Origin of the sequence: Yersinia sp. Marseille-Q3913 (genome assembly GCF_963892745.1) — a bacterium.
In the GTDB taxonomy this organism is placed as follows: domain Bacteria; phylum Pseudomonadota; class Gammaproteobacteria; order Enterobacterales; family Enterobacteriaceae; genus Yersinia; species Yersinia bercovieri.
Map to the genome: position 1 here is coordinate 173,518 of NZ_CAWQAF010000044.1, position 20,654 is coordinate 194,171.

Genomic DNA, 20,654 nt, shown 5'->3' on the forward strand with positions numbered 1-20,654 from the left:
CAGTAATCAGGATTGGCTGATGCGACAAGCAAAATTCTCGATTAATCACCCGTTCCCTTAGCGAGCTAAGCTCATCAGGAGATGGCGATAAACTGTTGCCGCAATTGATGGACTTGATCACGTAATTCGGCTGCCTGTTCAAACTCCAGATTCTGCGCGTAAGTGTACATTTTGGCTTCCAGCTCGCGGATTTTCTGATCCAGTGCTTTCGGTGGCAATGACATGTAATTATTAGGATCTGCCGCTTTACCACCCCGCCCTTTCCCTTTACCACGGGTAGAGGGTTGACCCAGTTGCAGCAGATCACCAATTTTCTTGTTAAGCCCCTGCGGAATAATGCCACGCTCTTCATTGTAAGCTTGTTGTTTAGCGCGCCGCCGCTCCGTTTCACTAATGGCTTTTTCCATCGAGGCGGTAATTCGGTCACCATAGAGAATGGCTTTACCATTGAGGTTACGCGCCGCACGGCCAATGGTCTGGATTAAGGAGCGCTCAGAGCGCAGGAAACCCTCTTTATCTGCATCCAGAATGGCAACCAGTGAAACTTCTGGCATATCCAGACCTTCCCGCAGCAAGTTGATGCCCACCAACACATCAAACTCACCCAGACGTAAATCACGAATAATCTCTACCCGCTCCACGGTATCGATATCCGAATGCAGGTAACGTACCCGCGCGCCATGCTCGGTGAGATACTCGGTCAGGTCCTCTGCCATACGTTTGGTCAAGGTGGTTACCAGCACCCGCTCATTAATCGCAGCACGGATACGGATCTCTGATAACAGATCATCGACTTGTGTGGCGACAGGCCGTACTTCAATCAATGGGTCAAGCAGGCCGGTCGGCCGCACCACTTGCTCAATGATATCACCACCGGACTTCTCCAGTTCATACTTGCCCGGCGTTGCTGAAACATAAATAGTTTGTGGTGCCGAGGCCTCGAACTCTTCAAAACGCATCGGACGGTTATCCAGTGCCGATGGCAACCGGAATCCATACTCGACCAGTGTCTCTTTACGTGAACGGTCGCCTTTGTACATGCCGCCAATTTGCGGAATAGTCACGTGGGACTCATCGACAATCAGCAAACCATCAGCAGGCAGATAGTCGAATAACGTCGGCGGCGGTTCACCTGGCCCGCGCCCCGAAAGGTAGCGGGAGTAGTTTTCGATGCCGGAGCAATAGCCCAGCTCATTCATCATTTCGAGGTCAAACTGGGTCCGCTGAGCAATGCGCTGTTCTTCTAACAGTTTATTGTTATCTAACAGCACCTTACGCCTTTCAGCCAGTTCGATTTTGATCTCTTCCATGGCCTGTAAAATACGCTCTCTTGGGGTCACGTAGTGCGTTTTCGGATAAACCGTAAAACGTGGTACCTCATGCTGCAACTGGCCAGTCAGTGGATCAAATATCGAGAGCCGTTCAACCTCTTCATCGAACAATTCAACCCGCAGCGCCCACTCATCAGACTCGGCTGGGAAGATGTCGATAACCTCACCGCGCACTCGAAAAGTACCCCGTTGAAACACCTGATCATTACGGCTGTATTGCAACTCTGATAAGCGACGTAAAATTGAGCGCTGATCGATAATCATGCCCTTGGTCAGATGCAGCATCATTTTCAGGTATAAATCGGGGTCACCCAAACCATAAATGGCGGAGACCGAGGCCACCACAATCACATCTCGCCGCTCCAGCAGTGCTTTGGTGGCGGACAGCCGCATTTGCTCAATATGTTCGTTTACCGAGGCATCTTTTTCGATAAAGGTGTCGGAGCTGGGGACGTAGGCTTCGGGTTGATAATAATCATAATAGGAGACGAAATACTCTACCGCGTTATCGGGGAAAAACTCTTTCATCTCGCCATACAGCTGGGCGGCCAATGTCTTATTCGGTGCCAGCACCATAGTTGGCCGATTTAAGTCAGCAATGACATTGGCGACCGTAAAGGTTTTACCTGATCCCGTTACCCCTAGCAGCGTCTGGTGGGCCAGACCATTCTCCAGCCCCTCCTCCAGTTTACGGATGGCATCAGGTTGATCGCCCGCAGGCTTAAACTCAGAATGTAGTTTGAATGCTTTACTCATGAATTTGCTACCCGCCGGAGAAACACACACTATCAGGAGGCTAATTATGAAAGCCCCATAAAATTTTGCCACCTCTATGATACTGGATATAAAACCAGCTTCAAGCACCAAAGTGTAGGAATTTCTTTAATTACGAACTGAGTTGCTTCATGACAGTGACACTCAGACGGTAGCTGCACTGTAAAGGTATTTTTATCCCCAAGGGTTAACATAAACACTTTAGTGGTAGTTAATTGATTAAAGATAACCCATCAAGCCCAGCTATAACTTAGGACGCTTGATTTTAATTAACCAATTGAAAATAAATAGTATTTTTTAAAAGTAGAGAATCCGGACAACAGAGTCAGAAGCCGCGCCCGCTCTCGCTTGCCATCAGTTTTCTATGGCTAATGCACAAGGTTATCCACAGGAATGGTGGATAACTCATTCAACCCCATAGGGGCTGGGAGTTGGCGAAAAGCAAAGCTTCACGATGAAATAGGGACTAATTAGCTTTTTTAGTGTTTTTTTTACATTTTTATTTCAGCATATATTTCAAATAGTACTAACTACTCGACTTGCTAATTCTAAAATTTTCGCCTCACTGCTTCCCTCCGCCAATCATTCTCACCGATCTGCTTTTTCTGCACCATGATCTCCATCAGAGCACCGCTTGGGTGCAACTCATCCGCCACTCACCGCCTTTTTCCCGTAGGTAAAATGATTTTCACTTATGGCTCCGCGTTAAAACCATTTACAGCTCGTTAACATACGCGTTTTACCGCTATCTGCGCCAACTTGGCCCAAGAGTTGCTTTATATCTCTGTGAAATAGAGAGATGAGAGGTTAAATGACCTAAATCGGTGCAGCGCATCAATAGGCTGATAATTATCCTATAGGCGGGGTGATTAGCTGTAAAAATAGCCCATTCTTGCGTTTTTATACCGCTACTAGCCAAATTTACCTCAATTTACACTAACAACCACCCGCCATAAGTGTGGTGTTTTATGCTGTACTGCCACTATCAAGTATGCAGATTTGCTGGTTAATCCTTCACTAGCCGTTACAGAACACTGGGCCACCTGTGAACCACTGAGATCGACTGAGGAGAAGCACTGATGCTGAGTTTAACCGCCGTAAATCAATACTATGGTCAGAATCATATCCTTTGGGATATCAATCTGGAGCTTCCCCGTGGGCAATGCACCTGTCTGATTGGGCGCAATGGTGTCGGGAAGACCACGTTAATTAATTGCATCATGGGCCATTTGCCAATTAAGAGTGGCACTATGACTTGGCAGCCCAACCATGAGCCGCCGCAAAACTTGCTACAGCAACCGGTTGAGGGGCGCACTGCGCTGGGGATCGGTTATGTTCCTCAAGGGCAGCAGATTTTTTCTCAATTGAGTGTCGAGGAGAACATGCTGATCGCGGTGCTGGCGGGTCGCCATAAGTCGCGCCATATTCCAGGCTGGGTATTTGATTTGTTCCCTCAGTTGTATGACAAACGTCGCCAACGCGGTGGCGAGCTTACCCGCAATCAACAGCAGCAGTTGGCTATCGCCAGAGCGCTGGTCGCAGAGCCGGAGCTGCTGATCCTCGACGAACCGGGGAGTGGTACTTTGCCGCCGTTGAGTGAAGATATCGGCAATATCCTGCATCAACTCAGTCGTAGTCTGGGTCTGACCGTTTTATTGGTTGAGCATCGATTACCGCTGATTCAGCATGTAGCGGATCGATTTTGCCTGATGGCGGGCGGGCGAAATGTGGCGCAAGGGACCTTGGATCAGTTGGATGAGGATATGATTATTGAGCATCTGGCCAGTTGATGCCGCTCAGCGCAGCGACTCATCAGGCGGGCCGAGGCGATGGCACCCCAAAAATTATCGGGCTAATAGTGGCTATTAGCCCTCAGACTGCTGACAAAGTTGATAAGCGGGGATATGTGCCGAATGGGTCGTAACGGCATGAGCCGTCGGAGCGCCCATCGGTGCAGTCGCCCCGCCAGTTTCGGAGTGACAAAATAGGTTTGTCATCAACCTCCCTTTTATCAGTTCGCACTTACGCCGTTAACTTATCTGTGGTGGAGTGTAAGTCTGTGGTGGAGAGTAAGCTCAAATCGAGAAAGCCGCTAAGATCACGACGTTCAGTAACCGGATACTGATTAAGATCAGTCAGATGGGGGACAACACCCAGTAGCGGTGCATCTATCATCCGCGTCAATGTCGCCAGATACTCCGCTTGCCGCCCTCCCGCAGGAATGACTTCATTGGCGACCCAACCGGCCAGAGTCAAACCTGCTTGCCGGATAGCCAACGCAGTCAGCAATGCATGATTGATGCATCCCAGCTTGATCCCAACCACCATAATCACCGGTAATTGCTCCTGCTGCACCCAATCAGCAAAAGTGGCTTGCGCGGAGAGTGGGGTAAACCAGCCGCCAGCCCCCTCTACCGCTATCCAGTCAGCTAATGGCTCAAGTTGCCGTAAGCCTTGCGATAGGGCAGATAAATGAATCTGCTGCCCTTCACTTTCGCTGGCAATATGTGGCGAGGTAGCTTCCAGTAGCGTCAGCGGGTTGACTTGCGCATAATCGAGCGCTTCACTGCTATTCGCCTGTAGTGCCAGCGCATCACTGTTACGTAAACCAGCCGCCGTCATCTGGCTACCGGAAGCGACCGGTTTATAGCCGACAGTTCGATGGCCCTGCTGGGCGGCGGCTTGCAATAAGGCGCAACTGGCAACCGTCTTACCGACATCGGTATCAGTGCCAGTAATAAACCAAGATTTAATCACGATAGATAACCCCATAAACTAAATGGTAACTCAGCGGGTAGTGATCCGCTTGCCTGTTATAAGCCCGTTGCAGCCCCAGCAGACGTTGACGACCACTCAAGCCGGCCTCACGCCCCTGATGTAAATGGGTAGCGCCAATACCTTGTAGCGAGCGCATAAGGGCTATCACATCTGGAAATTGTTGCTGATATAGCTGCGCTGTTAGCTGATGGCGGTAAGCCAGACAGGCGGCGCTAATTTGCTGAAATGGCAGGAAATCATTGACATGGCGCTTGCCATCGACCTGCTGCCACGCCTGCCCCAGCTCATCAAGCGAACCTTCCGCCAGGGTAGAGAAGAGGATAATGCCACCACGACGCGTCACGCGATACAGCTGTGCCAATGCCACCGATAAATCCGCGCACCACTGCACCGCCAGATTACTAAAGCAGATATCAACTGATTGATCTGGCAGCGGAATATGCTCAATATCGGCCAGTAAATAGTCATCTGCGACCTGCTGTTGGCGCGCGTGATCCAACATGCCAGCGGCAAGATCCAGCGCAATGACCTGCTTGCCCAGTTCACGCCAGCGGCGACTGAAATGACCGGTGCCACATCCTGCATCCAGCACCACAACCCCGCTATGCTGATGGCCCAGCGCCAACAGGGTCTCCCCCGTTTGGCGCTGTAAATCGGCGGCGGTGTCATAGCTGCCCGCCGCCCGGCTAAATGCGGCGGCAATCGCGGATTTATCCACTGATGCTGGCGGCAGATTTTCAGTGGCAAGCGCCATAAAGCACCTCCAGTAATCGGTCGATATCATCCGGCTGATGCGCGGCGCTAAGGGTAATGCGCAATCTGGCCCCGCCCGGCGGGACGGTGGGTGGGCGGATCGCGGTCACCCATAAACCCGCCGCGCGCAGTTGCTGCGCCAGTGCCAGTGTTTGCTGGTTATCCCCCACCAGCAGCGGCTGGATAGCGGTTTCTGAAGCCCCTAATGAGACGGGTAAATCCGCCGCACCATGCCGAAATTGTGCAATACGTTGCTGAAGCTGTTGGCGTAGATCATCACCTTGCTGAATGCGTAATAGTGCCGCTTGCAGAGCAACGGCCTGTGCTGGCGGCATCGCCGTGCTGTAGATCAGGTGGCGGGCATATTGCAGCAGATATTCCGCTACCGGCTCCTGGCATAATACCGCCGCGCCACTAAGGCCAAATGCCTTGCCAAAGGTCACCACCAGCAGCTCGGGTTTCACCCCTTGTAACTCACAGCTGCCACGCCCTCCCTCGCCATGCACACCAATACCGTGCGCATCATCCACCATCAGCCAGCCCCCAGCGGCGGCAGTCTGTTGCTGTACAGCGGCCAGCGGTGCGCAGTCACCGTCCATGCTAAAAACGCCTTCGGTGACCACCAGGGTTTGGCCGCAACAGGGCTTGCTCAGTAGGTTTTGCAGTGAATCTGGCTGATTATGCGCAAAACGCCGCAACTGAGCCGGCGAGTGCGTAGCCGCCTCCAGGAGCGAGGCGTGGCTGAGTTTATCGGCCAATATGCGGTCATCGGCATTGGTTAGGGCCGCCAATACCGCCTGATTCGCCCCATAGCCGGAGATAAAGAGCAGTGCACGCGGGTAACCCAGCCAATCGGCCAGTTGTTGCTCCAATCGGGCATGGGGTTGGCTGTAACCGGTCACATGGCCCGAGCCACCACTGCCAACCCCGTAGCGCTGTGCGCCCTGCTGCCAGGCGGCAATCACCGCGGCATCCTGGCTGAGTCCCAGATAATCATTACCCGCGAAATTGAGATATTGCCGCTCGCCCGACTGCAACCAGCGCCCGTTAGCCCCATCATTGACCTGACGGCTGCGGTAGGCCGCCGCAGCACGCCGCTGTTGCAACCCTTGCTCTATCTTGCTTTGCCAGCTCATTACACCGCCGCGTTATAAAATTGAACGCGGTCTTCAGGTGATGAATCGCTGTGCAACAATTGCTCGGTCAATGCTTGCTGCTGCTCACGATCCCCTTGCTCAGTGGCGGTCTGTTGGGGATTCAGCCCCAATTTGCGGAATAGTTGCCTATCTTTATCCTCTTCCGGATTCGGTGTGGTGAGCAATTTACAGCCATAGAAAATTGAGTTGGCCCCCGCCATAAAGCACATAGCTTGTGTCTGTTCGTTCATCTGCTCGCGACCAGCAGAGAGCCGCACGTAAGAGGTGGGCATCATGATGCGCGCCACCGCGATGGCGCGGATAAACTCAAACGCATCGACATCATCGTTATTTTCCAGCGGCGTGCCTTTCACTTTAACCAGCATATTGATAGGTACGCTTTCAGGGGGTTTGGGTAGATTGGCTAACTGCACCAGCAGTCCGGCACGGTCACGGACAGTTTCCCCCAATCCAAGGATACCGCCGGAGCAGACTTTGATACCGGCGTCGCGTACTTCGCTGAGCGTATCCAAACGCTCCTGATAGCTGCGGGTAGTGATGATGCTGCCGTAGAATTCCGGCGAGGTATCCAGATTGTGGTTGTAGTAATCCAACCCTGCATCTGCCAGACGATGAGCTTGCTGCTTATCCAGCGTACCAAGTGTCATGCAGGTCTCCATGCCCATCGCCTTGACGCCTTCGACCATTTTTTCCAGATAAGGCATGTCGCGCTCATGGGGATTTTTCCACGCCGCCCCCATACAGAAGCGGGTGGAGCCGGCCGCTTTGGCCTTTTTGGCGGACTCCAGCACTTGCTCGACTTGCATCAGGCGTTCACTTTCCAGCCCGGTTTTGTACCGCGAGCTTTGCGGGCAATATTTGCAATCTTCCGGGCAGGCACCGGTTTTAATCGATAGCAAAGTACTGACCTGCACCTGGCGGGGATCAAAATGCTGACGATGGACCTGTTGAGCTTCAAACAGTAAATCCAGCAGCGGTTTCTCAAACAGGGCCTGGGCTTGCCCGACTGTCCAGCGCATATAATTTGCCATTACGGCTTCTCCAAAGAAGAGAAAAAAGTGTCGTCAGTGTAAATAAACTCGATATACTGTCAACCATTCTTGTAGCAAATTGGTTTACAGCAAACTCTCATGACACCTTCTGACCTGGCTTTTGATCAACGCCATATCTGGCATCCCTACACCTCAATGACCGACCCTCTGCCCTGCTATCCGGTGGTTGCCGCTGAGGGGGTTGAGCTACAGCTGGCAGATGGTCGGAGATTGATTGATGGCATGTCTTCATGGTGGTCAGCCATTCACGGCTATAATCATCCGGCACTGAATCAGGCCGCACATCAGCAGTTAGATAAGATGTCGCACGTGATGTTTGGCGGCATTACCCATCCCCCCGCGGTGGAGCTTTGCAGGCAGTTGGTCGCCATCACCCCCCCGGCACTGGAGTGCGTTTTTTTAGCGGATTCGGGTTCGGTGGCGGTCGAAGTGGCACTGAAAATGGCACTGCAATACTGGCAGGCAAAAGGGGAACGGCGTCAGCGGCTCCTGACCCTGCGCCATGGCTACCACGGCGATACTTTCGGTGCGATGTCAGTTTGTGATCCTCAGAACTCAATGCACAGCTTGTATCAGGGCTATTTAGCCGAGAATCTGTTTGCCACCGCACCACAATGCCGTTTCGATGAGGCGTGGGACCCTGACGATATCACTGATTTCGCCGCGATGATTGCCAGGCACTCCGACGAGATTGCGGCGGTGATCCTGGAGCCGATAGTGCAAGGCGCAGGCGGGATGCGCATTTATCATCCCGCTTATCTACAGCAAGTTAGAGCGCTGTGCGATCAGCATCAGATTTTGTTGATTGCCGATGAGATAGCTACCGGCTTTGGCCGTACCGGCAAGCTTTTTGCTTGTGAACACGCGCAGATAGTGCCCGATATTCTCTGTCTGGGTAAGGCGCTAACTGGCGGCTATCTGACGTTATCCGCCACACTGACCAGCCGTAAGGTGGCAGAAACCATCAGTAATGGTGATGCTGGCTGCTTTATGCATGGGCCAACCTTTATGGCAAATCCACTAGCTTGCGCTGTGGCTTCCGCCAGTCTGAGTCTATTGGCGGAGAATCGCTGGCAACAACAGGTTAGCGCGATAGAGACTCAATTGAAGCAGGCACTGCTGCCGTTGGCAGAGCATCACGCCGTGGCGGATGTGAGGGTGTTGGGGGCGATTGGCGTGGTGGAGATGAAAGAACCGGTTAATGTCGCCCGTCTGCAACGGGGATTTGTCGAGCACGGTGTGTGGATCCGCCCCTTTGGTAAGCTTATTTACCTGATGCCGCCTTATATCATCTCACCAGATGCTTTGACCCGACTCACTGATGCCGTGATAAGTGCGGTGGTGAGCTGAGGTTATGAACAAAGTGCCCACGGCGGAGAGAACAGGTAGATCGTAAAGACGCCGTAAATCCCTCCCTGGAGGCTCGAGCCGCGCCATCCCTGGCGCGGACGCTTTACTCTTCCACCCGTCCTCTCCGTTTCAAATCGAGTCATCAGGGTTTGTCGGCAGCCTGAATAGCCCTTTCAGGCTGTTAATTGCAATTACGCCCGTGGTGTGCCGATGCTGACCCACATAGGGCCTTTTCCGACCGGATACCGGTTTAGCGTCGTCAGTTGGCCGCTGTTGTGATCAATACGATACACTGCGATATGATCAGATTTTTGACCGGAAGCTATCAGGAAGTTGCCGCTGTGGTCAATATTAAAGCCGCGCGGTTGTGCTTCTGTCTGGTGATGCCCTACCAGTGAAATTTCACGGCCATCTTCCGATACGCTGAAAATAGCTAACAGGCTGGCAGTTCGGTCGCTGATATACAGATGGCGACCATTTGGCGTGATATGGATATCAGCAGCCCAGCGGGTGTCCGTAAAGTCAGCAGGCATGGCATCCAGTGTCTGAATCAGTTGGTACTCCTGCCCGTTATCGCTGATTTGATACACATCCACCGAGCTATTGAGTTCATTCACGCAATAAGCAACCTGCTGATTCGGGTGGAAGGCCATGTGGCGCGGCCCCGCACCAGCAGCAACTTGAATATCAGCCTGTGCGTGCGGCGTTAACTTGCCATCAGCGCTTAAATCAAATAGCCGCACTTTATCCTCTTTCAAGCAAGGCACCAGCAAGAGTTGATTCGTTGGGTCAATATTCGCTGAGTGCGGTGCTGGCAAATCATCCAATTGCTGAATAGGTGCCTGGACCACACCATGCTCATCAATAGGGCTAATGCTGACACAGTTGAAACTGTAAGAGGCAGAGAACAGGAAACGGCCTTGTAAATCAGTGCCAATATGGGTCGGGCTACCGGGGAGCGGAGCCATACCTGCGGCAGTCAGGGTGCCATCGTCGGCAATATTGTAGCTGACAATAGCAAAATCAGGGCGCACCCCAACATACAGATGGCGCTGATTCGGATTGATGACCATCGGCTGCACCTGGCCCGGCACCTCAACCTGTTGCAGCAAGGTTAATGCACCGGAGGAGTCTAATTGCCAGACATGGATCTGCTGACTGTCTGGGCTTGCCACGTAAACCACTTGCTTCATCTCTACTCCTTAGTCGAGCCTGTTGGGCAACACTGTTTAGCTGAATGGGTTTGACTCATCCCATTCGACCTTAAACAAATATCGATTATTGACACACTATTTTAGCCTAGCTTACCTGACTGAGTGGGCATAACAAACTCTATAGCAACACTCTATAACAACACTCTGACGTCGTGGCGATAAACTTACCCTGCTTATTCTTAGCCGATATACAGTCTGGTTTAATCAGTGACTTATCCGGTGTACTATCAGAAAATCATATTGAAACATACTATTTCACTCGCCCCTTCAATAAGTCTGGGACTGCTATGACCTATCGCGTAATTGCACTGGATCTGGATGGAACACTACTGGATCACAAAAAACGTATTCTGCCAGAATCTTTATCAGCACTGGCTCAAGCCCGTGCCGAAGGGGTTAAAGTGGTGGTGGTGACTGGTCGTCATCATGTGGCTATTCATCCGTTTTATCAGGCGTTAGAACTTGATACACCCGCCATTTGCTGTAACGGCACCTATATTTATGATTACCATGGCAAAAAAGTGTTGGATTCAAATCCATTGCAACCTAAGCAAGCGGTTCAGGTATTGCAGCTGCTAGAGCAAACCCATATCCACGGGCTGATGTATGTCGATGATGCAATGCTCTACCAGCAAACCAGCGGGCACGTCACCCGCTCACTGAGCTGGGCCGAGTCATTACCCGCCGCCCAGCGCCCGACACTGATCCACGTCGATAGCTTATTAGATGCCGCCCACAGCGCCACCGCCATCTGGAAGTTCGCCACCTCCCACGCCGATACCACACAGCTGAAAGCCTTTGCTACCATGGTTGAAGATGAAATGGGGCTGGCCTGTGAATGGTCATGGCATGATCAAGTGGATATCGCGCAGGCGGGCAACAGTAAAGGTATGCGCTTGCAGCAATGGGTTGAATCTCAGGGCATGAGCATGAGCGAGGTGGTGGCTTTCGGAGACAACTTTAATGACCTGAGTATGCTGGAGAGCGCCGGTCTGGGGGTGGCGATGGGTAATAGTGCTGACGCCATCAAGCAGCGGGCTGATTTGGTTATCGCCGACAATGAGCAACCGGGTATCGCCGCTGTTATTCGCCAGCATATTTTGGTCTGATCGCTGGCTGGACCAACCGCCCCACAGTGAAGTTGATTCAGCATCCCGGCCAGCAGGCCGGGACATTAACGATAATCTGAACTCAATCTTCGCGCGGCGTAATCTTGCCGTAATCCTGTTCGTTGTTGCGGGTTAACCACAGTGACAGGGCTTTCAGAGAGTCTGGTGTGAACTCGTCGCAACGCGCGGTGATCTCCTCTGGTAGCATCCAACGAACCTCATCAATCTCTTCCACCTGCAAGGCGAATGGGCCATGAGATACGCAGCTGAACAACGCGCCCCACACACGACAACAGGCCTCTTCAAAGTAGAACTGCCCATGCTCGGCAAACGGAACACCCGCGATACCTAGCTCCTCTTCTGCTTCGCGCCGTGCAGATTCAAGGTAATTCTCGCCACTTTGCACCACACCTCCGGCGGTCGCATCAAGCTTGCCGGGATAGAAATCTTTGCTCTCAGTACGGCGTTGTACCAGAATTTTGCCCATTCCATCATGCACCACAATATAGGTAGCACGGTGGCGTAGTCGTTGAGCTCTCATTTGTTGACGACTGGATTGAGCAATAACCTCGTTTTGCTCATCAACAATATCAACCCACTCGATGACTGCTGCTGGATTTTGCTCCACCATCCTCTAAAACCTTCTATCTAGGCGCGATGAGACGCGCGCAATTGTTAATCAAGAGATTCCCCTGACTTCTCAAGGCCGCACTCTGCTACGCGCGCCCTGAATGGGGGTAAATACTATTTATATTATTGATTTTTTCAATGCCAACTGGGCGATAGGCTCATCATTTTGTAGGGTCAGAACCTGTAAAACACCGCCGTCCAACATGCCATAACTCGCCGGATATCCCCCTTTAGGGATGCTGACGGAGCCGGGATTAAAGCAAATCACCTCATCTTGCCACTCTGCCTGTGGCAGATGAGTATGACCATAGACTAAGACATCCCCATTACGCAACGGAGGAAGCATACCGGGGTGATAAAGGTGACCATGCGTCAAGCACTGCCGCAGCACTTAATGAGAGCTAAAAGAGCCACTATTCTATCATCCAATCCGTCGGATTAATCTGATAAAAACAGCTATCTGTCATTAGAATGTTTATCGCAAAAAATCGCACTGGCAGGATAAAATCATGTCAGCGCGAGATGATATAAGCCGAGGGAGTAACAGTTATCGGGCCTGTTGGGATACCAACTCAGCCAATGTCATAGGATTAAATAAATATCCCTGCATTGCATCAATATTAGTCCCCTTGAGCTGTTCCGACTCATCTTGATTTTCGACGCCAACAACAATAACCCCAAGACAGTATTTCTTGATGTTATTGATCAATATTGGGAAGGTATGTTTGTTGTGCTGCCAGAAGAAATGCTTATCTATCTTCACATATTCAAAGATATTGGCCGTGACCGCATTTAACGTAGAACCGCCGCTGCCCAAATCATCCAACCATAATGGATACCGCTCGGCCAACTCGCGCAGCAATGGGTTATTCATGCCATCAGATAAATTGGAGAAGGTTTCCATAATCTCTAACCGCAGGAAGGGCATGTCATCCAACATCTGGCTGGTTGCATCATCGCTAACAATCACGCCTGCCAAATCAAAATCGATATTAATCGATAACAGAACATTGTTAGCAATAAACCAATCGCTATAGGTTTTCACCGCACGCAATTGATCCTGGAATAATTCACTCTTTTCATCGACACTCAAGTCCCTAATAAACTGTTCTATATCAATGGGTAAATCGACCGACTTAGCTGAAAATCGGCTCAATAACTCGACTGCTAATAAGCTACCGTCTTGCTTATATATGGGTTCACATACATAAGAACAATTAACTTCGATATTTAGCTTCATGAGCACCTGAAAAGTGTATGGACAACAATGAGATCACCAACTGATCTCAGCCAGAGGATTTATAAGCCACCACAGGTTTTTATAAAACAGATAACGGTTATTTATAAAACCTTCAACTTCACAGGGAGAGTCTGTTCGCTCCTCTATTCAGATTTATCTGTTTACTCTAGCAGATTTCTGTGAATTCAGTGTGTTAAAAGTATTCAATGCCGTGGCTTACCGCTATTGCCCATGCTCAGAAGCAAGAGGGTTCAGTGCTAGCCGTGATCTGGTATTACCTGTGCGTTCAACACTCTATTAATCGGACAGATCGACAGAATTATTTAGTTATTATTTTCATATTATCAAAAAATTCACTCAGGATGTGCTCAAGGTCGTGGGAGAAGTGTCCAGGATCACCTATGCTGAAGTAAAAAAAGGCATAAACGGAGATTGGCTATGCGTATCTTAATAACCGGAGCGACAGGACTCATTGGGCGCAATTTAACGGCCTTTCTTTTGTCACAAGCCCATCAAGTCACTGCTCTAACCCGAGATCCACTGCGGGCAAATCACCTGCTCGGCACACAAGTCACTTATTGGTCGACGCTAGATGATCAACATGACCTTAATAATTTTGATGCGGTGATCAATCTTGCTGGTGAACCCATTGCAGAAAAACGCTGGACCTCACAACAAAAAGAGATTCTGTGCCAAAGTCGCTGGCAGATAACCGAAAAACTAACCACGTTAATCAAGGCCAGCAGTGCACCACCGGCTGTGCTTATTTCCGGATCGGCGGTAGGCTTTTATGGTGATCAAGGACAAGCATTGGTCACTGAAGAGGAGACGCCACACGAAGAATTTACCCATCACTTATGTGAGCGCTGGGAAAGTCTGGCTCGCGCCGCTGAAAGCAGTCATACCCGCGTATGCTTACTGCGCACCGGTATCGTACTGGCTCCGCACGGTGGGGCATTAGCTAAAATGGTGCCACTGTTGCGCCTCGGTTTAGGCGGCCCTATTGGTGATGGTCGCCAATATCTACCGTGGATACATATCGATGATATGGTTCATGGTATCTATTTTTTACTGACGACCGATGGCCTAAATGGCCCATTTAATATGGTCTCCCCTTATCCGGTGCATAACGAACAATTTATTGCCACACTGGCCGAGGTATTGGGTCGCCCAGCGGTCATTCGTACCCCGGCGGCGGCAATTCGTTTACTACTAGGCGAATCCGCAGCCTTAGTATTAGGTGGGCAACGGGCAGTACCGAAAAGATTAGAAGAGGCTGGTTTTGCTTTCCGCTATTTTGAACTGGAAGAAGCACTTCGTGATGTACTGAAAAAACCCATAACCTAACATTGATCAGCAAGATATTCCCCCGTAGGGGAATATCTATAAGATAACAAAATTATGCAGCAATGATATTCGCCCAAGCTGGCTGGCGATCAGCACCATATATTAAAGTAGCGGGTTCCTGAGAAGCATCGCGAATAACATCCGGGATGCTCATCATATTATCGATCAATAATCTAAGCCCTTCACCTTCAATTTCATGGCCATTAGTTTGAAAAATAAAATTCGCTGATATACTATGGCTTGAAAAGTAATCTTCTATAATCACTTCTTTTTCAACACCCTGTATCCTAACCAATAAGTTATTATCCCGCTTTTTAAGCCATAACTTTCTATAGTCGATATCTTTAAATATCACACTGTTTTTTCCATATGTATCTCGAATTTTTGTTTCCTCAACCCCCTTCTCGATAACATAGGTATCATCACCTTCACCGCCCTCCATCCTGTCTATTCCACTTCCTGCGCATAACGTATCCTGTCCATCTCCTCCCTCTAAATGATCATTGCCATTTCCGCCAAACAACTGATCATCACCCTCCCCGCCAACAAGTCTGTTATCTGCACTTTTAGCATAAATAATATCATTACCTAAACCACCATTAATAGTATTGCCAATACAGCTGAGATCACTGAAGGTATCATTACCCGCCATAAGATCTAACGTACTATTTAACAGGCGATATCCTTCTGGAAGGGTAATATTATCGTCGAGTTCTGTGGGATTAATTATCACGGGGGAATCTGGATAAATCTCATACCCACCGTCTCTGTTTTCAATAGAAAAAGTATTGTGATTTTTATCAATAAATGAAATTAATTTTTTCGAGTCTTTATACTTAAGGCCATCAGGACAATTAAGAGCTATATTCAAGAATGCATCAGGCTTATCACGGTGAGTGATACTTAAATCCCCCAAGCTGTCTTTAGTGACGCGGAGGTCATAACCCGTAACATCACCTAACACCAAATGCACTCGATTATCCTCTCGGCTAAAATGAGCCAAAAGACGACAATCAATAAGCAATTTTTTATCCCCATATTCATTTGGAAGGGATAGCTTAGGGATGCTGAATGTATTATCTCCTCCATTAGCAAGAACGGTGTCTCCTGGGCCTAAATTTTCAAAGTGATAGCCCTGACCATCTCCATGAATTTTATTAGCTATTAGATGGCTACCATTAACTGAAGCCCGAATAAAGGGAGGTAATATTATTTTTTTATCACCAATTTTAATCTCATCACACTCTTTTTTATATATAGTCGCTATTGGTAGTTCGAGTCTCTTGTTATCTGGTTGAGCTAGATAATCAACCATTGGATTATAATACGCGATCATTTTAAGTGATGAAGGGAGTTCATTTTCAGCTATATCCAATGTTTGAGGCCACTCTGGCACCAATATCAGATTATCCGCAGTTTGGATAAGATAGTGATGAGAGAGTACCTTTTTATCACCCGTCTCATTAGGCTGATAAACACCCTTTAATACAACTCGACCTCTATTATAGCGTTTATTATTACCAAGAGAGATAACTATATCATTACCCTTTAGCAAAATACTACGTATCTGTTCAGCATCATAAGGTAACTGAACTGTACTGACCTCATCTAGTCCATCATCTATGATAGTTACATCAATACCGCTGGTGACAGAGGGTGATATAATATAATTATCTGAACCTTTCCCACCAATTGCCAACCCTTTTTGCAACACAAGAATATCATTCCCTCCCTGCCCCTCTAATTGATCATACCCCCCCCCTCCGCCACCACTTAAGTAGTTTACATTATCATTACCAATTAAAATGTCATTCGTACCTGCCTGACCATATACATTTTCAATATTATAAATATAAGCAAGTTTCGACTTATCATTTATATATCTTATAGTACCTTCAGCTAAATTAATATTATAACCATCGGCGCTAAAACGGACTCCCATAGCTATAATGGTGTCACTCCCTCCCTGACCATCGAGAATACTTGCAGGACGATGAACAGATGCTTCAACATCACCCATTAAATAAAATATATCTTCTTTATCTCCGCCAACGAATGTTTTATGACCTTGAGAGACATCGAAGCTATTCTTATGATCTACATGGCCGAAAATCAGGTCATCTCCACCACCAGAATTAAAATGTGTACTCAAATCATTATGCTCTTTATCACTGGCTAGAATAACTTCTGTTGTAGATTCCCTCTCGAGCCAAATGTCTCGCTCTGAACCAATCGCATCATAGCGATTAAAAAGATCCCTGTTATAAATAATCGCATTATCTTGTTCTTCTTTATTATTTAAGTCTGTAACCTTTATCTCTATTATTTTATAGTGATCCATATTTACACTCTCTTTCCAACGATTCAAGTCATTTTCTGAAAGTGGTCTTCTGGCATAACGCATTAATCCATATCTATCTTCATTAGCTTTACTAAAATCACGTGAACCTAATAAGTCTAGAGTACCATCAGCTGTATAGCCATTTTTATAATTGCTCTTAAAGTACTTTTCTTCCACCCCAATATAGTAGGCATCAACCTTATAAATATAAACGTATTTTTTAACTGGGGTTAAATCCACCGGTTCATTGACATATACGTAGCGATTATATCCCATTGGTTTTATGCGCTGCTCATAGGTATCGTTAATCTGCTGTGTAATATACGCGCTTAATTTCTCCTTATTTTTCTCTGCCAGCCTTTGCTTAATATCCTCTCCTGGCTCTGCGCCAAATGCCAGACGTATGCCGGTTTTAAACTCCTCCCAACCATTAAGATCAATCTCACGCTTAATATATTCTACCTGGCGAACCGCATTGTATATCATACCCCCTAACATGATAACAGCCCCAAGAGCTATGCCAATGGGGCCAGCAATACTCGCCCCCATCACTAATGCTATCGCGGTTGCTGTACTGACTGCGGCACCAATCGTTGACAGCGTACCATTCACAATATGGTCTGTTTTTAAATCTCGATCAGTCTCTCGCTCTGCTTTGATAAAATTATCAATCGCCTCATAAATTTCAAAGCCAGCCGCAGCTATATTTAAGCCCGAACCTGCAAATTTTGCCGATTTAGCTGCCACATGAAACCCAGCTCGCCCTCCACCAGAATGGGTTACCGATAATAGTTTTTTATTAAAGTAACCCTGCAATTTGTCAAATGTTGGCTGCATAAGATCCGTACCGAAATCTACGCCGATAGAACTCCAACTGATTGCCAATTGCCTGGTTATCTCGGCACGTTCCTCATCTGTTATATCCAGCGCTAATAATCTTTTTGCCATTGTTGTTGTCGAGATGAACAACGTCAATATGCCTATACTCTGAGCACCAGCCCCCACTTTTTGCCCAAATGATTGCAAACCAGTTGAAGACAATCGGTGATTATTAATATCTTTCGCCTGATCAATACCTCCAATTTTTATTGATTTTAATTTTTTATCAACATGATTTTTATGCCATTCTCGACTGAAATTTAATACTTCAGCTGCTGGTATCGCCTGTAAATCAGCGTTACTTGCACTTATCTGCTGTAGTGTAACTAAATCAGAACGTATACTTTGGTAAGCGACGGGTTCACTCACTATTTTTAGTATTTCTCTACTAAGCAGAGGGTCATCAGGATGAGTTATATATATTGACAGCATTTTTTTGGCATTTTCACTTAAGTCGGCAACACTTATTCGCCCATTTATTAACGCATCTAAAATATCTAGGGATCTAGAGGTAAGCTGATTTAGTGATTTTTCCAAGTAATTATCTTGATGATCTCTTGGTTTCAGCTGTGTAAGATCTACATTTTCAATAATAGAATCTAGAACCCAACTCTCTGCGCCCTCTATATTTAATGATAATTGCATACTTTCCAATAAATTATCCATGCTGTCATTATTAGGTTTTTTCGCTATCCAATTAAAAAATGATTCTTCTCCGGTAATTCCTGCATTATATCTTTTATTAATAAAGTAATTAAATTTAAAATTATTTTCTGTATTTTCAGTAACCAGACTTATTAATAATCTCGATATCGCCCCCTGATAAGAGAACTCTTTTCCCAATATTTCAGGAAAGTGATTAATTGCGTAAGTGAGCGATGTACGTCCTGCTGCTATATCATTTATTAGGAGTATTACTGCCGGAACATCATTAATGAGAATATTCCCTTGTATGTCTTCACTATAAATAACACGTTGACTATTGTCTTTAATACCAAAATCAAAATACATATCAACATTTTGGTTCTCGGCTATTTTTTGCCCAAATAAATTAACGCCAAAATCGACATTAAAAGCTTTAACAGATGCATTAATGCCTCCCCCCCTTATTTGACTAAAAAAATTAAAACCAAAAGAGCTAAGATTTTCCTCATTAGCCAAATTACAGCCAGCAAGAACGATATGTTTAGGATTGATTAAGTTTAATCTCTCTTTTATTTCCTGCATCCCCGCAACAAGATTATCTACCTTATAGTTAGCTAAGCGAGAATTCGTACCAGCAAGCTCAAAACTTCCATGTCCTCCTAGATGCCAACGAATGTTATCACCTTGCATTTTCTCCAAATCACCATAAACAATTCGATGCTCTTTATTTTTGATATCATATTGAATAATGATTGTTCTATCTGGATGTTTTGCAGCTGAATACATCGTGCCATCACGAATAACCTTATCATCTTCCAGCTGGAAAATAATTTGATAATCATAATTCATTCCCTTGGAACTCAGGGGATTTTTTTTACTTAATGAATAAACAGCTTCAGGCTTAATCTCAACCCACTCAGTTACATATCTATTCATGGTATCTCCAGTATTAATTTATGATATGTCATCAGCATTAGTTATTAATGTTAAGTAAAGCACTTACTAAGAAATAACTTGCTTTGCAAGCAAAAATACTAATATCACACATAAAATATTTATCTAATGTGATTTTTCTTATTAACTCTTTAATTTATTTTTATCATTAAAACAAATTATTAGCTTTTACATGAAATGTTGTGTTGCTTATATCGATGCCATTAAATTAAAACTATAATAACTTTAATTTATATTATTATGAGAGTGGGGATATCGGTAGGATGATGAGATGAGTAGAACACCCATCTCATTGGAATAGATTACTTCAGTGCACCAGAAAGGAACTGCTGTAAGCGGGTGCTTTTAGGGTGACCAAAAAGTTCAGCCGGCGGACCTTCCTCTTCAATAACCCCTTTATGCAGGAAGATGACATGGTTCGAAACATGGCGGGCGAACTCCATTTCATGAGTCACTACCACCATGGTTTTCCCCTCTTCTGCCAGTTTTTGCATAATACGCAATACTTCGCCGACCAGTTCAGGGTCCAGCGCTGAGGTGGGTTCATCAAACAGTAATACATCCGGCTCCATTGCCAGTGCGCGGGCAATAGAAACACGCTGTTGCTGACCACCAGAAAGATGTACTGGATATTTAGCCCGCGCCCGCTCATCAATCCCGACTTTATCCAAATAACGAATAGCCCGCTCTTTCGCCACCGCTTTGCTCAGCCCTAATACTTGAATCGGTGCTTCCATTACGTTTTCCAGCACCGTCATATGGCTCCATAAATTAAAATGCTGGAATACCATCGTTAGCCGGGTGCGCAATAGTTGCAATTCTTTTTTATCGAAGACTTTTAATTGCCCATCTTTATCCCGTACCAAGCGGATATTTTGATTATTTACGCTGATCGAACCTTCACTAGGTTTTTCCAGAAAGTTGATACAGCGTAAAAAAGTGCTTTTCCCCGAGCCGGAGGAGCCAATAATGGAGATCACATCCCCCGCTTTGGCTGAGAGGGAAACACCTTTTAAAACCTCGTGCTCACCATAATGCTTATGCAACTCTGTCACGGACAGTTTGGTTTCAGCTATTTTATTTTCTGATGTATCAGTCAT

15 protein-coding genes and 2 pseudogenes are annotated in these 20,654 nt (G+C 47.2%); 4 read left to right on the plus strand and 13 right to left on the minus strand.

Features of this window, described 5'->3' with window-relative positions:
- Positions 1 to 74: 74 nt before the first annotated feature.
- Entirely contained in the window at positions 75 to 2,087 is a 2,013-nt protein-coding gene (gene uvrB, locus AACW11_RS15705) for an excinuclease ABC subunit UvrB (RefSeq protein ID WP_212584715.1), read from the minus strand.
- A gap of 1,097 nt (positions 2,088 to 3,184) precedes the next feature.
- On the opposite strand from uvrB, the gene AACW11_RS15710 reads away from it, so the two are divergent.
- The gene (locus AACW11_RS15710) at positions 3,185 to 3,895 is read left to right on the plus strand and encodes a branched-chain amino acid ABC transporter ATP-binding protein (RefSeq protein ID WP_212584716.1); all 711 of its coding nucleotides are present in this window, start codon (positions 3,185 to 3,187) and stop codon (positions 3,893 to 3,895) included.
- Between the two features lie 75 nt (positions 3,896 to 3,970).
- On the opposite strand, the gene AACW11_RS15715 is transcribed toward AACW11_RS15710, so the two are convergent.
- The 5 genes from AACW11_RS15715 to bioB are packed head-to-tail and all read right to left on the minus strand — an operon-like array spanning position 3,971 to position 7,824.
- Positions 3,971 to 4,102, minus strand: a complete 132-nt coding sequence (locus tag AACW11_RS15715; RefSeq protein ID WP_283048523.1) for a hypothetical protein — start codon at positions 4,100 to 4,102, stop codon at positions 3,971 to 3,973.
- Between the two features lie 25 nt (positions 4,103 to 4,127).
- Positions 4,128 to 4,862: a dethiobiotin synthase gene (bioD, locus tag AACW11_RS15720; protein ID WP_212584717.1), complete on the minus strand. Its 735-nt coding sequence runs from the start codon at positions 4,860 to 4,862 to the stop codon at positions 4,128 to 4,130.
- Positions 4,855 to 5,637: a malonyl-ACP O-methyltransferase BioC gene (gene bioC, locus AACW11_RS15725; RefSeq protein ID WP_212584718.1), complete on the minus strand. Its 783-nt coding sequence runs from the start codon at positions 5,635 to 5,637 to the stop codon at positions 4,855 to 4,857. Before bioC ends, bioD begins: the two co-directional genes overlap by 8 nt.
- Complete coding sequence (bioF, locus tag AACW11_RS15730; protein WP_212584719.1) at positions 5,621 to 6,772, minus strand: 8-amino-7-oxononanoate synthase; 1,152 nt, start codon at positions 6,770 to 6,772, stop codon at positions 5,621 to 5,623. Before bioF ends, bioC begins: the two co-directional genes overlap by 17 nt.
- Positions 6,772 to 7,824, minus strand: coding sequence for a biotin synthase BioB (bioB, locus tag AACW11_RS15735; protein WP_212584720.1), 1,053 nt, complete (start codon positions 7,822 to 7,824; stop codon positions 6,772 to 6,774). The genes bioF and bioB overlap by 1 nt, the downstream gene beginning before the upstream one ends.
- A 99-nt stretch (positions 7,825 to 7,923) precedes the next feature.
- On the opposite strand from bioB, the gene bioA reads away from it, so the two are divergent.
- Positions 7,924 to 9,195: an adenosylmethionine--8-amino-7-oxononanoate transaminase gene (gene bioA / locus AACW11_RS15740; protein ID WP_212584721.1), complete on the plus strand. Its 1,272-nt coding sequence runs from the start codon at positions 7,924 to 7,926 to the stop codon at positions 9,193 to 9,195.
- Here the strand turns inward: bioA and AACW11_RS15745 are convergent.
- Positions 9,191 to 9,253: pseudogene (locus AACW11_RS15745) on the minus strand (gluconate 5-dehydrogenase); the annotation flags it as partial. The gene bioA and the pseudogene AACW11_RS15745 overlap by 5 nt on opposite strands.
- 133 nt (positions 9,254 to 9,386) lie before the next feature.
- A complete protein-coding gene (gene pgl / locus AACW11_RS15750; protein ID WP_212584722.1) occupies positions 9,387 to 10,388 on the minus strand; it encodes a 6-phosphogluconolactonase in 1,002 nt (333 codons plus the stop codon).
- A gap of 308 nt (positions 10,389 to 10,696) precedes the next feature.
- Here pgl and AACW11_RS15755 point away from each other — a divergent pair, with 308 nt between their 5' ends.
- Entirely contained in the window at positions 10,697 to 11,518 is an 822-nt protein-coding gene (locus tag AACW11_RS15755; protein WP_212584723.1) for a pyridoxal phosphatase, read from the plus strand.
- Between the two features lie 82 nt (positions 11,519 to 11,600).
- Here the strand turns inward: AACW11_RS15755 and yfcD are convergent, their stop codons facing one another.
- The 3 genes and pseudogenes from yfcD to AACW11_RS15770 form a co-directional block, all read right to left on the minus strand.
- Positions 11,601 to 12,149 carry an NUDIX hydrolase YfcD gene (gene yfcD / locus AACW11_RS15760; protein WP_005276741.1) on the minus strand — a complete coding sequence of 183 codons (549 nt, stop codon included), beginning with the start codon at positions 12,147 to 12,149 and terminating at the stop codon, positions 11,601 to 11,603.
- Between the two features lie 117 nt (positions 12,150 to 12,266).
- A pseudogene (locus AACW11_RS15765) lies at positions 12,267 to 12,533 on the minus strand (metallophosphoesterase family protein); the annotation flags it as partial.
- A gap of 162 nt (positions 12,534 to 12,695) precedes the next feature.
- Positions 12,696 to 13,388, minus strand: coding sequence for an EAL domain-containing protein (locus AACW11_RS15770; protein ID WP_212584724.1), 693 nt, complete (start codon positions 13,386 to 13,388; stop codon positions 12,696 to 12,698).
- Between the two features lie 438 nt (positions 13,389 to 13,826).
- On the opposite strand from AACW11_RS15770, the gene AACW11_RS15775 reads away from it, so the two are divergent.
- Positions 13,827 to 14,735, plus strand: coding sequence for a TIGR01777 family oxidoreductase (locus AACW11_RS15775; protein ID WP_212584725.1), 909 nt, complete (start codon positions 13,827 to 13,829; stop codon positions 14,733 to 14,735).
- 52 nt (positions 14,736 to 14,787) lie between these two features.
- On the opposite strand, the gene AACW11_RS15780 is transcribed toward AACW11_RS15775, so the two are convergent.
- Both AACW11_RS15780 and hisP read right to left on the minus strand, forming a co-directional pair.
- Positions 14,788 to 19,536, minus strand: coding sequence for a C80 family cysteine peptidase (locus AACW11_RS15780; protein WP_212584726.1), 4,749 nt, complete (start codon positions 19,534 to 19,536; stop codon positions 14,788 to 14,790).
- A 320-nt stretch (positions 19,537 to 19,856) separates the two neighbouring features.
- Complete coding sequence (hisP, locus tag AACW11_RS15785; protein ID WP_212584777.1) at positions 19,857 to 20,654, minus strand: histidine ABC transporter ATP-binding protein HisP; 798 nt, start codon at positions 20,652 to 20,654, stop codon at positions 19,857 to 19,859.

What these genes read in the sequence shown, in the direction of transcription:
- AACW11_RS15770 (WP_212584724.1), bottom strand. Translation starts at nt 13,388, where the DNA reads ATGAAGCTAAATATCGAAGTTAATTGTTCTTATGTATGTGAACCCATA.
- bioC (WP_212584718.1), bottom strand. Translation starts at nt 5,637, where the DNA reads ATGGCGCTTGCCACTGAAAATCTGCCGCCAGCATCAGTGGATAAATCC.
- AACW11_RS15780 (WP_212584726.1), bottom strand. Translation starts at nt 19,536, where the DNA reads ATGAATAGATATGTAACTGAGTGGGTTGAGATTAAGCCTGAAGCTGTT.
- hisP (WP_212584777.1), bottom strand. Translation starts at nt 20,654, where the DNA reads ATGACTGATACATCAGAAAATAAAATAGCTGAAACCAAACTGTCCGTG.
- yfcD (WP_005276741.1), bottom strand. Translation starts at nt 12,149, where the DNA reads ATGGTGGAGCAAAATCCAGCAGCAGTCATCGAGTGGGTTGATATTGTT.
- bioA (WP_212584721.1), top strand. Translation starts at nt 7,924, where the DNA reads ATGACACCTTCTGACCTGGCTTTTGATCAACGCCATATCTGGCATCCC.
- AACW11_RS15715 (WP_283048523.1), bottom strand. Translation starts at nt 4,102, where the DNA reads ATGACAAACCTATTTTGTCACTCCGAAACTGGCGGGGCGACTGCACCG.
- bioF (WP_212584719.1), bottom strand. Translation starts at nt 6,772, where the DNA reads ATGAGCTGGCAAAGCAAGATAGAGCAAGGGTTGCAACAGCGGCGTGCT.
- pgl (WP_212584722.1), bottom strand. Translation starts at nt 10,388, where the DNA reads ATGAAGCAAGTGGTTTACGTGGCAAGCCCAGACAGTCAGCAGATCCAT.
- AACW11_RS15710 (WP_212584716.1), top strand. Translation starts at nt 3,185, where the DNA reads ATGCTGAGTTTAACCGCCGTAAATCAATACTATGGTCAGAATCATATC.
- uvrB (WP_212584715.1), bottom strand. Translation starts at nt 2,087, where the DNA reads ATGAGTAAAGCATTCAAACTACATTCTGAGTTTAAGCCTGCGGGCGAT.
- AACW11_RS15775 (WP_212584725.1), top strand. Translation starts at nt 13,827, where the DNA reads ATGCGTATCTTAATAACCGGAGCGACAGGACTCATTGGGCGCAATTTA.
- AACW11_RS15755 (WP_212584723.1), top strand. Translation starts at nt 10,697, where the DNA reads ATGACCTATCGCGTAATTGCACTGGATCTGGATGGAACACTACTGGAT.
- bioB (WP_212584720.1), bottom strand. Translation starts at nt 7,824, where the DNA reads ATGGCAAATTATATGCGCTGGACAGTCGGGCAAGCCCAGGCCCTGTTT.